Here is a 14,426-nt window from a genome sequence, read left to right on the forward strand (position 1 = left end):
GAACGACGGTCAACGCCGGCGTAATTGCAGCGTGAAACCCTCGGGCATCAGGGTCAGCCGTTCGGACACCTTCAATCGGTAGTCGGGGTTGCCGACGATGCGATACCGATGCAGGATCGTGCCGAGGACGAGCACCGCCTCGTGCAGAGCGAACTGGCGACCAATGCACGCGCGTTTGCCGGTGCCAAATGGTTTGTACACGTGCGCAGGACGGGCTCGGACGCGCTCGGGGAGGAAATTGTCCGGGTCGAACGCCTCGGGATCGTCGCCCCATACGGGATCGCGATGCAGGGACGGGATGAGCACGAGGACCCAGTCGCCGACGTTCATCGGATACTTGCCGACGAGAGTCGTGTCGACCTTCGCCTCGCGCCCATATGCGGGAGCGGTCGGCCACAGCCGCAACGCCTCGTCGAGCATGCGCCGCACATACCGGAGTTTGGCGATCTGCTCGAATGCCGGGGCCTCGTCACCCCAGACGGCGTCCACCTCGGCCTGCGCCTTCGCGAGGACGTCGGGGTGCCGTGACAGGTAGTACAGGGCAAACGACAATGCGCCGGAGGTTGTTTCGTGCCCCGCGACCAGAAAGGTGACCACCTGATGACGGATGTTCAGTTCGTCGATCCGGTTGGAATCATTCTCTCTGGCAGCCCTCAACATGAGTTCGAGGAGGTCCTCGGGACCGGCATCGGTACCGTCACGTCGACTGCGGATCACCTCGTCGACGACCTCCGCCAGGTACTCGATGTTGGCGACGTTGCGCCGGTCCGACCGCCGGGTAAGGACACGTCCGAGCGCCGTCGCCCTCACGAGGGCGGTGCGCTGCGAATGACCGAGAGCATTCACCATCGCCTGCACGAACGGATGCGGGCGCTCCCGCTTGAACGAGTCGAACGAGTAGCTGAACCCGGTGCGGCCGATGGTTTCCAGCGTCACCTTCGTCATGTCCGAAGACACGTCCACAGCCCCACCGTCCACGAACTGGTCCCAGTGCTCCGTCAGTTCGCCCGCGACGTCGAGCATCGTGCGGTGGTAGGAGCGCATCGCGGACTTCGTGAAGGCCGGGGCGAGGAGATTGTGCGCCTTGCCCCAGTTCGGCTCGTGGTCGTATGCGGTGAACAGGCCGTCGCCGCCGATCTCGCGCAGCGAGGCGACACCGGGGGCAAGGTGTTTGCCGAACCGGGAATCGTCGGAGAGTTCGGCGACCATGTCAGCACCGGACACGAACACGAACCGATTGCCGAGCGCCTTGCGTTCGAAGATGGGCCCGAGGGGCTTACCGACGTCCATCGAGTTCTGCAGGGGAGTGCGGATGCTGACCCCAAACAAATCGCCGAGGATGGGGACTCGCCAGCGCGAATGCGGAATGCTTGCCTCTGCCGCATTGCGCGCTGATTCGACCCTCATTGTCGACCCCGTATCGAGTTAGCCTGCATTTGCTGAATCGATGTCTGATACGCAAGGTACGCCATACCGAACCGGTGTCAAGTACCAGCAGGCCGGGCGAGTCATTCGGCTGAACGCGATGCGCCTCCGACGATCGACTCCTTCCGCGATTCCGCCAGACCCGCGTACCACGAGATGAATTCGTAGGTGAGGTGTGAGGCCGCGACGCTGGTGATCTCTGCGTGGTCGTACGACGGCGCGACCTCGACGACGTCCGCGCCGATGAGGTTGAGTTCGCGGAGGCCGCGGAGGATTTCGAGCAGTTCGCGGCTGGTCATGCCGCCAGCCTCGGGCGTCCCGGTGCCGGGCGCGTGTGCGGGGTCGAGCACATCGATGTCGATCGAGACGTACAGGGGGCGGTTCCCGACCCGGTCACGCAAAGCATCGACGATCTCGTCCACTCCACGGCGAAACACGTCGGCGGACGTGTAGATGCCGAAGCCGAACCGTCGATCGTCCTCGAGGTCTTTCTTTCCGTACAGCGGGCCTCGGGTGCCGACATGGCTGAGTGCCTCGGTGTCGACGATGCCCTCCTCGACCGCCCGGCGGAAGGGGGTGCCGTGCGTGTACTCGGCCCCGAAAATACGTGTCCCACGTGTCCAGATGCGCGTCGAAGTGCAGCAGCGCGACAGGTCCGTGCACCGCCGCCACCGAGCGCAGCAGTGGGAGTGCGATCGTGTGGTCTCCACCGATGCAGACGAGCTTGGCGCCGTCGGCCGCGAACCTGCCCGAGGCGCCTTCCAGGGTGTCGATGGCCTCGTTGATGTTGTAGGGGTTCAAGGCGACGTCACCGGCGTCCGCGACCTGCATGGCAGCGAACGGGGAGATATCGACGGCCGGGTTGTAGGGGCGCAGCAACCGACTGGCCTCACGGATGGCCGACGGACCGAACCGGGCACCCGGACGGTAGGACACACCGCTGTCGAGGCGGAACTCATCCTCGTGCTGTCTGGCGCCTTTATCGGATACCTGCCAGAGCACTACGCGGAGCACTGGGTGGACCGCGGCCGGCTCCGAGCAATTCTGCCGACGTCGTTCGGCTATCAGGCACCGTTTTCCCTGATCTACCGCCGTGGGCGGGCCCGCGAACAAATGGTCCTCACGTTCCGCGAGTACGTCCGGACCAGCATGGGAAGCTGAGCGCGCCGTCAAGCAGTGGCGCGGCGGCAGACGGAGGCGCGCTCGAGACAGTTGTCGGGGCCGACGACCCTGATGGCAGAACTGGGGCCGCACCCCGACGGGATGCGGCCCCACATTCGAGCGAGATAGGTCAGACGGCCCGGACATTCTGGGCTTGCGGGCCCTTCTGACCCTGGCCGACCTCGAACTCCACCCTCTGGTTCTCTTCGAGCGACTTATAGCCGCTGCCGGAGATCTCCGAGTAGTGGACGAATACGTCCGCGCTACCGTCGTCCGGTGCGATGAAACCGAAGCCTTTCTCGCTGTTGAACCACTTCACAACACCCTGCGCCATATCGATCTCTCCCTGAAACTGTCGGGATCTCACATCGAGACCTCGATCGGTGGAAACTCCATCCTGTCATCTCTGGGACGAGACGATGCGTTTTCCGGCGGTGAGTCGAATGAACCGTCGAGCGACGCAAGTACGTGCGGGTTGCTCGGGGGAGGGGAATCGGGGCTCGGTAGCCCTCATATTTGCGGCGTCACAGGTGTGTCTGATGTGAACAATGTGTCTCTCGATGGTTAGTGTTCGCAGTGAGAATCGCTTACCCCGCAGACGGATAGGTGACCAGTGAAGGCAATAGTCCAAGACCGATACGGAACCGCAGATCTGTCGCAGTTCATGGATATCGACAAGCCAAAGATCGGTGACCGCGACATACTCGTTCGCGTCGCTGCTGCCGGTCTGGACCCTGGCATCTGGCATCTCATGACAGGCCGCCCCTATCCGGTGCGGATGGGCTTCGGTCTCCGCAGACCCAAGACACCGGTACTCGGTGCCGACACCGCCGGCCACGTCGAGGCAGTCGGGAGAAACGTCACCCGCTTCGCGCCCGGCGACGAGGTATTCGGCGTATGCAAGGGCTCCTTTGCCGAATACGCCCGCACGACCTCGGACAAACTGGTGTCTAAGCCGCCGAATCTCACCTTCGAGCAGGCGGCCGCAGTGCCGACATCGGCCGTCACTGCACTGCGGGGATTGCGCGACACGGGGAACATCCAATCCGGGCAGCGGGTACTTATCATCGGGGCAGCGGGAGGCGTCGGGACGTTCGCGGTACAGATCGCGAAGGCGTACGGGGCGGAAGTCACCGGGGTGTGCAGCACCGCCAAGACGGACCTGGTTCGCGCCCTGGGCGCCGACGACGTCATCGACTACCTCCACCAGGACTTCGCCGACGGCAGTCGATACGACCTCGTTCTGGACACCGCCGGCCATCGCTCCCTGTCTCACCTGCGCCGCGCCATCACGCCGCGGGGCAGATTGGTGATCGTCGGGTCGGAAGTGGGTGGCCGACTGCTGGGAGGCACTGATCGGCAACTCCGCGCGATGCTGCTGTCACCGTTCGTCGGCCAGAAACTCGGAACACTCGTTGCGATGGCGAACCAGGAAGATCTCGAGACCGTGGCCGATCTCCTCGCCACGGATGCCATCACGCCCGTCATCGACCGGACCTACACCCTCGGCCGCGTCCCCGAAGCCATCCGGTATCTCCACGACGGCCACGCTCGCGGAAAAGTCGTCATCACCGTGTAGCGGGAGCGCCGGGAGCGCCGGGGGCGGCATGCGAACTCAGCGCGGCGGCGGAATCCGTTTGGTGACGATCCGATGGATCAACCGGGCGGCGGTGCGCGCCGTGCGGTTGTCGACGTCGAAGGCAGGATTGAGTTCGGCCACATCGCAGACTGCCAATTTTCCGCTCGCCGCTATTGCGTCGCAGACGAACTGGATCGTCTCCAGCGGAACACCGTACGCGGCGGGGGCGCTGACTCCCGGAGCTACGCTCGCGGGAAGGACATCGAGGTCGACGGTGAGGTAGACGAGATCAGCTTCGGAGAGGAAGTCGCTGACGAAGACCGCCACCCGATGGCGGTCGGCGACGGAGCATTCGTCGTCGAGTAGATAGTGGACGCCGAGGCTTCGGGCGGTCTCGAACAACGCCGTGGTGTTGCTTGGCTGGCTGATGCCGAGAACAGAGTACTGCAGTGTCGTGCCCGCCTCTCGTTCCCGTTCGATGATCTGCCGGAACGGCGTACCCGAACTGGGGACCGGATCGGCGCGAAGATCGAAGTGGGCGTCCAGATTCAGAATTCCGATTCGCAGGTCGGGACCCCGGGCAGAAGACTGTGCCAGCCCGAGGTATGTCCCGTAGGCGACCTCGTGACCTCCGCCGAGGACTACCGGGAATCGGCCGGCGTCGAGAGCCGCGGCGACTGCTTCGCCGAGCGCCTCCTGCCCGGCTTCGAGTCGGTCGTCGGTAACCGCGACGGTGCCGGCGTCGTAGGCTCTGACGGGCTCGGCGATTGCCATCGACGACAGTGCACCCCGCAAGGCGTCGGGTCCTGCGGCAGCGCCTCGGCGCCCCATATTCCGCGCCACACCCTCGTCGCTCGCGAATCCTATGAAAACGCAGGTACAGGAACCGGATTCGTCGCCCAGCTGTGTCACCGCCTGATGCCATCGCAGATGTTCCTGCGTAGTCCCGTCCACCCGTCCAGTCCAGGCTGGTGGTGGCTCCAGCGGTTTCTCGGTCATCGGACTGCCCTCTCTTTCTCGTGGCTGCGGTGCGTCGAGTAGGCATGTTCGCCGCCCCGCCACACGTCGCTGATCAGGGGGACGCCGGGGCGGTAGGCCAGGTGCAGGTACGACGGGGCATCGAGGGCGAGGGCGTCGGCTCTCGCCCCGGGACGCAGGACCCCGACGTCCTTGCGTTGCAGTGCGCGGGCGCCACCGGCGGTTGCCGCCCAGATGGCTTCGTCGGGGGTCATATGCATGTCCCGCACGGCGATTGCGATGCAAAACGGCAGGTTGGTGGTGTAGCTAGTGCCGGGATTGCAATCGGCCCCCAGCGCAACGGTGACGCCCGCGTCGAGCAGAGCGCGCGCGTCCGGGTACTTGTTCCTGGTGGAGAAATCTGCACCCGGCAGCAGTGTGGCGACCGTCGAACCCCCTGCCAGGGCGTCGATGTCGGCCTGCGTGGTGTAGCAGACGTGATCGACCGAGGCGGCCCCAAGTTCCACGGCCAGTTGCACTCCGGGACCCTCCCGGAGCTGGTTGCCGTGGACGCGGGGGATCAGCCCCCTGGCCATTCCGGCCGTCAGAACGGCGTGGGCCTGGTCTCGATCGAACGCACCCGTCTCACAGAAGACATCGATCCATTTAGCCTGCGGTGCACAGGCATCGATCATCTCCTCGCACACCATCCGGACGTAGTCGTCGGCACGTCCCGCGTACTCCGGCGGCGGCACGTGAGCGGCGAGCAGTGTCACCTCATCCGTCAGTGACGCCGCGATCTTGGTGCTGCGCAGTTCGTGTGCGACCGTCTGCCCGTATCCGGTCTTGCATTCGATGGTGGTACTTCCCGACCGAAGCGATTCGCCGAGGAGTCGCCTCGTATTCGCCTGCAACTGTTCGTCGGTCGCGTTCCGCGTTGCCTCGATCGTACTGCGGATGCCGCCGGCCGCATACGGCTGACCGGCCATCCGTGCCGCAAATTCCTCCGCACGTTCGCCGCCGAAAACGAGGTGTGCGTGGCTCTCGACGAAGCCTGGAAGCACCGCCCGGCCGTCGAGTTCGTACCCGAAGTCCGCGGCCGGTGCCGAGTCCGCGGTGCCGACCCAGGCCACCATGCCGCCGTCGAAGATGACGGCTGCATCGCGGATAATCCCGAGCGGACCGTCCCCGACCGTCGGGTCGTTGGTTACCAGGGTGCCGATTCCGGTCAGCACCATGGAGCGGGATGCGTTCGCGATCACTGCAATTCCTTCCAGTCGTTCGACAGTGCCGGCTATTCGGGCGGGTGGTTACGCGCGGGCGGTCATCCTTCTGACATCGGCACCCGCACGCCGAGCTCTCGTGCGACGTCGATCGCGTGGTCGTATCCGGCGTCGACGTGCCGAATGACGCCCATGCCGGGATCGTTCGTCAACACTCGTGCCAATTTCTCGGCGGCCAGGTCGGTGCCGTCCGCAACGCACACCTGACCGGCGTGGATCGAACGTCCCATCCCGACTCCGCCGCCCTGGTGGATGGATACCCAGGATGCCCCGGAGGCGGTGTTGACGAGCGCATTGAGCAGTGGCCAGTCGGCGATCGCGTCGGAGCCGTCGAGCATCGACTCGGTTTCGCGGTACGGGGAGGCGACGGAACCGGAATCGAGGTGGTCACGACCGATGACGACCGGTGCGGAGAGCTCACCGGACGCGACCATTTCGTTGAACTTCAGCCCCGCCTTGTGTCGTTCGCCGTAACCGAGCCAGCAGATGCGTGCGGGCAGACCCTGGAATGCCACCTTCTCGCCAGCCATCGTGATCCATCGACGCAGGGGCTCGTTCTCGGGAAACAACTCCAGGATCGCTTTGTCGGTGGCAGCGATATCCTTCGGGTCGCCCGAGAGCGCGGCCCAGCGGAACGGTCCCAGGCCCTCCTCGAAGAGCGGACGTATGTAGGCGGGCACGAATCCGGGGAAATCGAAGGCTCGGTGGTACCCGGCCATGCGCGCTTCGTCGCGGATCGAGTTGCCGTAGTCGAAGACCTCAGCGCCCTTGTCTTGGAACCCCACCATTGCGGCAACGTGGCGGGCCATCGATGCGCGGGAGTCCTCGGTGAACTTCTCCGGGTCCTTCTCTGCCATCGCTTTCATATCGGCGAAATCGACCTTGAGAGGGAGGTAGGCCAGCGGGTCGTGGGCCGACGTCTGGTCAGTGACGACGTCGATCGGGGCGCCCATGGCGAGCAGTTCGGGGAGGGTGTGCGCGGCGTTGCCCTCGAGTCCGATGGACAGCGGACGCTTGGCATCGCGCGCCTCGGTCGCGAGACGGAGGGCGTCGTGGACGTCGGTGGCCTTGGTGTCGAGGTACTTGTGTGCGATCCGCCGGTCGATGCGGGTGACGTCGCAGTCGATGCAGATTGCGACACCGCCGTTCATCGTCACGGCGAGAGGTTGGGCGCCGCCCATGCCGCCGAGGCCCGCGGTCAGCGTGATGGTGCCCGCGAGCGATCCACCGAAGCGCTTGCGGGCGACCGCAGCGAACGTCTCGTACGTGCCCTGCAGGATGCCCTGCGTGCCGATGTAGATCCAGGAACCGGCCGTCATCTGCCCGTACATGATGAGGCCGAGCGCGTCGAGCTTGCGGAACTCCTCCCAGTTCGCCCAGTCGCCCACCAAATTCGAATTCGCGAGGAGTACCCGCGGTGCCCACTCACTGGTGCGGAAGACGCCGACCGGCTTGCCGGACTGCACCAGCATGGTCTCGTCGGACTTCAGCGTCTTCAATGTCCGAACCATCGCGTCGAACGCGTCCCAGCTACGTGCAGCCTTGCCGTTGCCCCCATAGACAACCAGCGAGTCGGGATGCTCGGCGACCTCGGGGTCAAGGTTGTTCATCAGCATGCGCAAGGCGCCTTCTTGCTGCCAGCCTAGTGTCGTGAGTTTGGTTCCGCGGGGGGCCGATACGTGGCGGGGCCCGGAAGCCGAAGATGTCGTCGTGGTCATGTCGTGCACTCCTTGAGGGGTGGATGGGGGAAAGTCTTGGCCGGCATGAGGTTGATCTCGGGAGGCCGACCGCCTGTCATAGGCCGTTGGTTCTCTCTGCTACGAGCTGGCAGGCACTGAATCGGGTGTGCTGTCCCATGTGCTGATCTCAGTGTGCGCTGGCTCACTCAATTTATCGCCTGAGTGTATAGTCTTGTATAGACAAGTCGATGTCAAGTCTCCTCCTGGCAGGGCAGGCGATTGCGGCCGATCCGTGCGATCGGCCGCTAGACTGCAGCGGCCGATCGCACGGAAGTCCATCGGTATCGCGGAAAAAAGGGGGTCAGCGGTGCGGATCGGAGCAGTCGATGCCGAGCTTGCTGCGTTGTACCACGGGCCGCGGGCGGGGTCCGCTCCAGCGTACGAACGCGTCAAGCACCTGATCGTGTCGCAGATCAACGCCGGCCGCTGGCAGGAAGGCGATCAGCTGCCGTCGGAGAATCAACTGGTCGATGCGTTGGGTCTCTCCCGCATGACCATCAACCGAGCGCTGCGCGAACTCGCCGCCGACGGGATGGTGGTGCGGCTGATGGGTGTGGGCACGTTCGTGGCGGCCAGAAAGTCCGCCTCATCACTGTTCGAGGTCAGGAACATTGCCGACGAGATCCATCAACGTGGTCACCGCCACCGAACCGAAGTCGTCTACGTTCGTGAGGAAGACGTCGATCCTGCGAACTCTCTCATCCGGGAATCCCTCCGCGGCAAAGTGTTCCACTCGCTGATGGTGCACTTCGAGGACGAGACGCCGATCCAGGTCGAGGACAGGTTCGTCAACCCAGCCGAGGTGCCACGGTATCCAGACCAGGACTTCACTCGTCAGACGCCCAATCACTATCTGGGGGTGGAGGCTCCGCTGGCGCGGGGCGAGCACGTTGTCGAAGCGATCCTCGCGGCACCCGACGAATGTCGACTCCTCCATATCGAGCGCTCCGAGCCGTGCTTGGTGATCCGGCGTCGAACGTGGTCGTCGAGAGGGCTGGTCAGCGCGGCGCGCTTGGTGCATCCCGGCTCGCGGAGTCGTCTCGAAGGGGCGTTCGGGACTCGCTGATGTGCTGACACTGCCGCGTCCCGGTTTGGATGATGTTCAGTGAGAGGTGTCGGGGGCGTTCGTCGAGATGTCCAACCTCGGCAGATGTGTAATCTTTAGCAATGGCAAACAGTTCTGTTTCGGAGCAGGAGCAGGCGCCCGGCCGCAGATTCCTGGGGCAGCCGGTCGCGCTGGCGAACCTGTTCGGTATCGAAATGTGGGAACGGTTCTCGTTTTACGGGATGACCGCCATTCTCATCTACTACCTGTATTACCCGGTCTCCGATGGCGGTCTCGGTATTTCCCAGGCGGCGGCCACGAGTATCGTCGGTGCGTACGGCGGCACGGTGTACTTCTCGACGATCATCGGCGCCTGGGTGGCCGACCGACTGCTCGGATCCGAGCGCACTCTGTTCTACAGCGCTGTCCTTGTCATTCTCGGTCACGTGGCACTAGCTACATTGCCCGGCATAGGAGGTGTCGGTGTCGGACTGGTTCTGATCGCACTGGGCAGCGGGGCGGTCAAGGCGAACGCCACCTCCATGGTTGGCGGGCTGTACGCCGCAGGCGACGGCCGCCGCGACGCCGGGTACTCGATCTACTACATGGGGCTCAACATCGGCGTGTTGGTCGGTCCACTGCTGACCGGTCTGGTCAATGACGTAGCGGGCTTTCGCGTCGGATTTGCACTTGCCGCGCTCGGTATGGCCGTGGGACTGACCCAATACGTGCTCTACCGCAAGCGGCTTTCGGGATTGGGCGACAAGGCCGCCAACCCACTTCCGAGGTCGAATTGGCTGCGGTATAACACAATTGGCCTGGGCGTCGTGGTCATTATCGTGGCGACGTCGGTGACGCATTTGCTTACTGCCGACAACATCTCCGACGTAGTGATCGTCTTGACGGTGCTGGCGACCATCGCGTATTTTTCAGTCTTCTTGTCCAGCAAGAAGATCACTGCGATCGAACGCAGCCGGATGGTCGCGTTCATCCCGATGTTCATCGTCAGCGCAGTGTTCTGGTCGTTGTTTCAGCAGCAGTTCACTGTTCTGGCGATCTATGCAGACCAGCGCCTCAACCGCAACGTGTTCGGTTGGGAGTTCCCGGCCGCATGGGTGCGGTCCATCACCCCGGTGTTTCTCATCATCTTCGCGGGAGTGTTCGCAGCCATCTGGACCAGGCTAGGTCCACGTCAACCATCTACCCCGATCAAGTTTGCAGCCGGCACCATTGTCACCGGTCTGGCGTTCATGGCATTTCTGATGTATGTCGGTGGCGGGCCGAATAGTGCTCCGCTTCTAGGCATTGCCTTCATATGCTTGTTGCTCACCTTCGGCGAACTGCTCATCGCGCCGGTCGGACTGTCACTGGCCTCGAAACTGGCACCGACCGCGTTCCACACCCAAACAGTTGCCTTGTATTACCTTTCGATAGCCCTCGGCACCGCTGCAGCCGGCACCTTGGCGCAGTACTATGACGTCGACAACGAGGTCCCCTATTTCGCGACAGTCGGTGCCTTCTCGGTAGCGGTCGGAGTGATCACGGTACTGATCGCGCCATGGATCACCCGGATGATGCGCGGCGTGCTGTAGACCCTTACCGGTGTCCGGACAGACCAAGTCGCGAGGCATCGCCGCCCGAGTGTCGGCGCATCGAAGTGGGGGGCCGGAAGTGGGGGCCGTCGAAGTGAGGGACCACCCATGTTGAATATCGAGTTGGCCGGCGACGAAGACGCCGCCGCTATCTTGGCTCTGCGGCACGGCGCAACGGACTGGCTCGCCGAGCGTGGGATACGGCAGTGGGACCGCAGTGAGATGCCGATGTCGACAGTGCTCGAGCACGTACGACGACGCGAGTATTACGTTGTCAGTCGGGAACCGGGTGGGCCCGTGCTGGGTGCACTTCGTCTCGTGTGGTCGGATCTAGATATCTGGGGCCACCAGGAAGAATTCTCCGGTTACGTGCATGGTTTAGTCATCGACCGGTCCCAAGCCGGTACAAAACTTGGTTCGCAGTTGCTCGAATGGGCCGCCGGACGAGCCCGTAACGCCGGTGCGGCGCTACTACGTCTGGACTGCACTGAACACAACATGGCCCTGCGCGACTACTATGCGCGAGCCGGATTCGTCGAGGTCGGACGACGCGACTTCGGCACCGTTTGGTACAGCTTGATCCTACTCGAGCGCCGAATAGCGAGCGATCTCTGACGGAATTCGCAGTGCTGGAAACCAACCGTGTTCGGCACGTCGGTCGAGCACCTCGATACTTCTCGATCGTTGGCGACCGGGGCCGCATCGGCGAGGAGGGCCCTACCCGCCACCTTCGATGCGGGCGCCGACAGCGTGCAGGACGATGATGCTCGGACCCCACGGCACCACTTCGGCCACTGACTGTTCGAGGTCGGAGACTGGTGGTAGGTTTCGTGGCCCCAGCACTTCGATGACGGCGGTATTGCCTTGCCACGTGACAGATCCGACTACGGCGTCGGGAGTGTCGTCCAACCATTCTTGGGCCGAGTTGCGGATGTCGTCGGCCCACACCGAGGCCAGTGAGTTCAAGACCATGGGAATAGCGACGACGACCAACGCTGCACCCAGTACGGCGTAGATTCGGCCGCGTCGAGTGGAGGCGGTGGAGTTGGATTCGCGGGCATAGCCGGCGACCGCGAACACCACGGTCGATGTGATCACCATCGCGACCACATTGGACGCAAAGAGCACCAGGGCGCCGGCGGCCAGCGAGGGTGCGCCCGATCCGAGGCAGACTCCTATCACCGCGAGCGGGGGCACGAGAGAAATCGCGATGGCCACCCCTGGCAGTACGTCACCGACATCGCGCCGCGTGATGGCGATCGCCCCGGCCAACCCGGTGGCTATCGCAGCCGCGAGATCGTTCAAGGTCGGCGAGGTCCGGCCGGTGACTTGTGAGTTGGTCAGCACATTCGTGGGGTTGGGCAGCACCTGTGAGAAGACGAAACCCACGGCCGCGACCAGAACGAGGCCAGCCAGAACGTACAGGATGTTGCGGACCACCGGTCGGCCTCGGCCGGTGACGATGCCGAGACCGATCCCCAGAATCGGTGTCGACAACGGGGCGATGATCATCGCCCCGATCACGGTCGCAGTCGAATCTCCCACGACGCCGGCCGCAGCGATCACCCCGGAGAGTGTGAGCATGATCCAGAAACCGGACCGCTTCGCCCTCCTATCGCCTGTGTCGAGATCCAGGCGATCCTCGAGTTCTGCCAAACTCCGTCGTTGACTGTCCGGAACAAGAGCGAGGAGCATCATGGTCCTTTCGGCCGGGCCAGAGGGTCTCCCGTCACCGTAAACCCTCGTCGGATCGAATCGGCGCATTACAGACGCGACGATTGCGGTGCGCCAACGGCAGAAGACTCACCCTGCCGGGGTGATGTTCTGGTGTGAACAACTGTTCAATAATCCCCATATGGGTCCAGTTGATGTGAGGGCGTCAGGGTCCGTCATCGACGTTGCGGGACTCACCCGCCGATTCGGGTCCCGCCGGGGTGTGACCGACCTCGATTTCACAATTGGTGCAGGTGAAGTGTTCGGGTTCCTCGGGCCCAACGGTGCCGGCAAGTCGACCACGATCCGACTGCTGCTCGGCTTGTATCGGGCCGACTCCGGAACCATGACGGTGCTCGGACACGATCCCGTGCGTGAAAGTGTGCACATCCACCGGCGCGTGGGCTATCTGCCCGGCGAGGTCGCGCTCTACCCGCTGCTGACCGGGCGCAGGCATCTCGATGCTGCCGCACGGATACGCGGACTTACGGATCTGTCGTACCGGGACGAGTTGGTCGAACGGTTCGGTGCCGAACTCGATGCCCCGGTGCGCACCCTGTCCAAAGGCAATCGGCAGAAGATCGGTCTGGTGCTGGCTTTCATGCACAAACCGGAACTGCTGATCCTCGACGAGCCGACCTCGGGGCTCGACCCCCTGCTCCAGCGGGAATTCGTACGTCTGGTCCGGGAAACCGTCGCAGAGGGTCGCACGGTGTTCTTGTCCTCGCACGAACTCGACGAGGTGCAGCGACTGGCCGACCGGGTGGCGATCATCAAGGAGGGACGGCTCGTCGTCACCGACACCGTCGAGCAGCTGCGGCGCAACGCGCCCCGCACGGTCGAACTTCGCTTCGACCACGACGTCGATACCCGGGCCCTGTCACGCCTCGACGGAATTCGAGTCGTCACCGACCTGGACGGCCGAGTCACCCTCGCAGTCACCGGGCCGATTGCTCCATTGCTGCGAGTGGCCGCCGACCTCGAGCCCGTGGACATGACCGCCCACGGCGCCGACCTCGACGAGCTGTTCCTGAACTACTACCGCCAGGAACCGCACGGGGAGGCCACCGATGCTCACTGAGCTTGTCAGACTGGACCTGCGGCTGCGTCGACGATCGTTGATCGGCTATGCGCTGGGAATGGCGGTATATACGTTCGTCATCATCGCGCTCTATCCCGCCTTCAAAGACGATGCGGGACTGAACGAATTCACCGAAGGAAACTCCACGATGGCCGCCCTGTTCGGCATCAGCGGCTCGTTGACCAGCTCGTCCGGGTGGCTCAACGCCAATCTGTACGCCAACTTCCTTCCTTTGGTGATACTGCTCCTGGGCATCGGATACGGGGCGTCGTGCCTGGCTGGGCAGGACGAGGACGGCACCCTCGGGGTCATAGCCGCGATGCCGATCTCTCGGCGCCGAATCGTCGGCCAAAAATTCGGTGCCCTCTGCCTGATCGGGATCCCGGTTGCACTGTCGACCGCCGTACTGGTCACGTTGGGCCGTGGTTTCGAGTTGACGGTCGACCTCGGGCATCTGGCAGGGATCACACTTGGTGTTCTCCTGTTGGGCGTCGGCTTCGGCGCGCTTGCCATGCTGGTCGGTGCGCTGACCGGAAGCCGCGGGTTGGCATTAGGAATCTCCTCGGCTGTCGCCGCGGCCTCCTATCTGATCAGTTCGCTTGCCCCCGTGGTGGATTGGATCAGCCCGGCACGTTATGCGTCGCTATTCTATTACGCGGTCGCTGACAGCCAACTCGAGAACGGGCTGCGCGTGTCCTCGGCCGCGGTGTTGATTGCGGTTGCACTGGCGTTATTTGCTGCCACTGTTTACGCCTTCGACCGACTCGACGTGCACTGAATCACAGTTGTGGCCGAGCGTTTACCGATCCGGCGAACAGGTCTCGTCCCTGCACACGGGGAGAATTCCGGGT

General features: G+C 63.8%; 13 protein-coding genes and 1 pseudogene. 7 read left to right on the top strand and 7 right to left on the bottom strand.

The window, feature by feature from the left end; translation table 11 throughout:
• Nucleotides 1-9 precede the first annotated feature (9 nt).
• Nucleotides 10-1,407, bottom strand: a complete 1,398-nt coding sequence (locus RM2_RS00905; RefSeq protein WP_072686961.1) for a cytochrome P450 — start codon at nucleotides 1,405-1,407, stop codon at nucleotides 10-12.
• A 101-nt stretch (nucleotides 1,408-1,508) separates the two neighbouring features.
• Nucleotides 1,509-2,427, bottom strand: a pseudogene (gene speB / locus RM2_RS00910) (agmatinase).
• Between speB and RM2_RS00915 the strand changes: the two are divergent.
• Nucleotides 2,383-2,586 (top strand): LysR substrate-binding domain-containing protein, encoded by a 204-nt coding sequence (locus RM2_RS00915; protein WP_084721601.1) that lies wholly within the window; start codon nucleotides 2,383-2,385, stop codon nucleotides 2,584-2,586. The pseudogene speB and the gene RM2_RS00915 sit on opposite strands and share 45 nt — an antisense overlap.
• A gap of 130 nt (nucleotides 2,587-2,716) precedes the next feature.
• Here RM2_RS00915 and cspE read toward each other — a convergent pair whose 3' ends face one another.
• Nucleotides 2,717-2,920, bottom strand: coding sequence for a transcription antiterminator/RNA stability regulator CspE (gene cspE, locus RM2_RS00920; protein ID WP_005244612.1), 204 nt, complete (start codon nucleotides 2,918-2,920; stop codon nucleotides 2,717-2,719).
• A gap of 279 nt (nucleotides 2,921-3,199) precedes the next feature.
• Between cspE and RM2_RS00925 the strand changes: the two genes are divergently transcribed.
• Nucleotides 3,200-4,165: an NAD(P)-dependent alcohol dehydrogenase gene (locus RM2_RS00925; RefSeq protein ID WP_072686962.1), complete on the top strand. Its 966-nt coding sequence runs from the start codon at nucleotides 3,200-3,202 to the stop codon at nucleotides 4,163-4,165.
• Nucleotides 4,166-4,201: 36 nt separating this feature from the next.
• Here RM2_RS00925 and hutG read toward each other — a convergent pair whose 3' ends face one another.
• The 3 genes from hutG to hutU form a co-directional block, all read right to left on the bottom strand.
• On the bottom strand, nucleotides 4,202-5,164 hold the full coding sequence (hutG, locus tag RM2_RS00930) for a formimidoylglutamase (RefSeq protein WP_072686963.1): 963 nt from the start codon (nucleotides 5,162-5,164) through the stop codon (nucleotides 4,202-4,204).
• Nucleotides 5,161-6,384, bottom strand: coding sequence for an imidazolonepropionase (gene hutI, locus RM2_RS00935; protein WP_072686964.1), 1,224 nt, complete (start codon nucleotides 6,382-6,384; stop codon nucleotides 5,161-5,163). The genes hutG and hutI overlap by 4 nt, the downstream gene beginning before the upstream one ends.
• A gap of 62 nt (nucleotides 6,385-6,446) precedes the next feature.
• Nucleotides 6,447-8,123 (bottom strand): urocanate hydratase, encoded by a 1,677-nt coding sequence (gene hutU / locus RM2_RS00940; protein ID WP_072686965.1) that lies wholly within the window; start codon nucleotides 8,121-8,123, stop codon nucleotides 6,447-6,449.
• A 328-nt stretch (nucleotides 8,124-8,451) separates the two neighbouring features.
• On the opposite strand from hutU, the gene hutC reads away from it, so the two are divergent.
• The 3 genes from hutC to RM2_RS00955 all read left to right on the top strand — a co-directional run bounded on the left by hutC (nucleotide 8,452) and on the right by RM2_RS00955 (nucleotide 11,396).
• The gene (gene hutC / locus RM2_RS00945; protein ID WP_245813681.1) at nucleotides 8,452-9,210 is read left to right on the top strand and encodes a histidine utilization transcriptional repressor HutC; all 759 of its coding nucleotides are present in this window, start codon (nucleotides 8,452-8,454) and stop codon (nucleotides 9,208-9,210) included.
• Between the two features lie 101 nt (nucleotides 9,211-9,311).
• Nucleotides 9,312-10,781, top strand: a complete 1,470-nt coding sequence (locus RM2_RS00950) for a peptide MFS transporter (protein ID WP_072686966.1) — start codon at nucleotides 9,312-9,314, stop codon at nucleotides 10,779-10,781.
• Nucleotides 10,782-10,889: 108 nt separating this feature from the next.
• Nucleotides 10,890-11,396, top strand: a complete 507-nt coding sequence (locus tag RM2_RS00955; protein WP_072686967.1) for a GNAT family N-acetyltransferase — start codon at nucleotides 10,890-10,892, stop codon at nucleotides 11,394-11,396.
• Nucleotides 11,397-11,498: 102 nt separating this feature from the next.
• On the opposite strand, the gene RM2_RS00960 is transcribed toward RM2_RS00955, so the two are convergent.
• Complete coding sequence (locus RM2_RS00960) at nucleotides 11,499-12,476, bottom strand: TIGR00341 family protein (RefSeq protein ID WP_373863271.1); 978 nt, start codon at nucleotides 12,474-12,476, stop codon at nucleotides 11,499-11,501.
• 160 nt (nucleotides 12,477-12,636) lie between these two features.
• Here RM2_RS00960 and RM2_RS00965 point away from each other — a divergent pair, with 160 nt between their 5' ends.
• Nucleotides 12,637-13,575, top strand: a complete 939-nt coding sequence (locus RM2_RS00965) for an ABC transporter ATP-binding protein (protein ID WP_072687193.1) — start codon at nucleotides 12,637-12,639, stop codon at nucleotides 13,573-13,575.
• Nucleotides 13,565-14,353, top strand: coding sequence for an ABC transporter permease (locus tag RM2_RS00970; RefSeq protein ID WP_072686969.1), 789 nt, complete (start codon nucleotides 13,565-13,567; stop codon nucleotides 14,351-14,353). The genes RM2_RS00965 and RM2_RS00970 overlap by 11 nt, the downstream gene beginning before the upstream one ends.
• Nucleotides 14,354-14,426: the final 73 nt, after the last annotated feature.

This window comes from Rhodococcus marinonascens NBRC 14363 (assembly GCF_001894885.1).
Taxonomy (GTDB): Bacteria; Actinomycetota; Actinomycetes; order Mycobacteriales; family Mycobacteriaceae; genus Rhodococcus_F; species Rhodococcus_F marinonascens.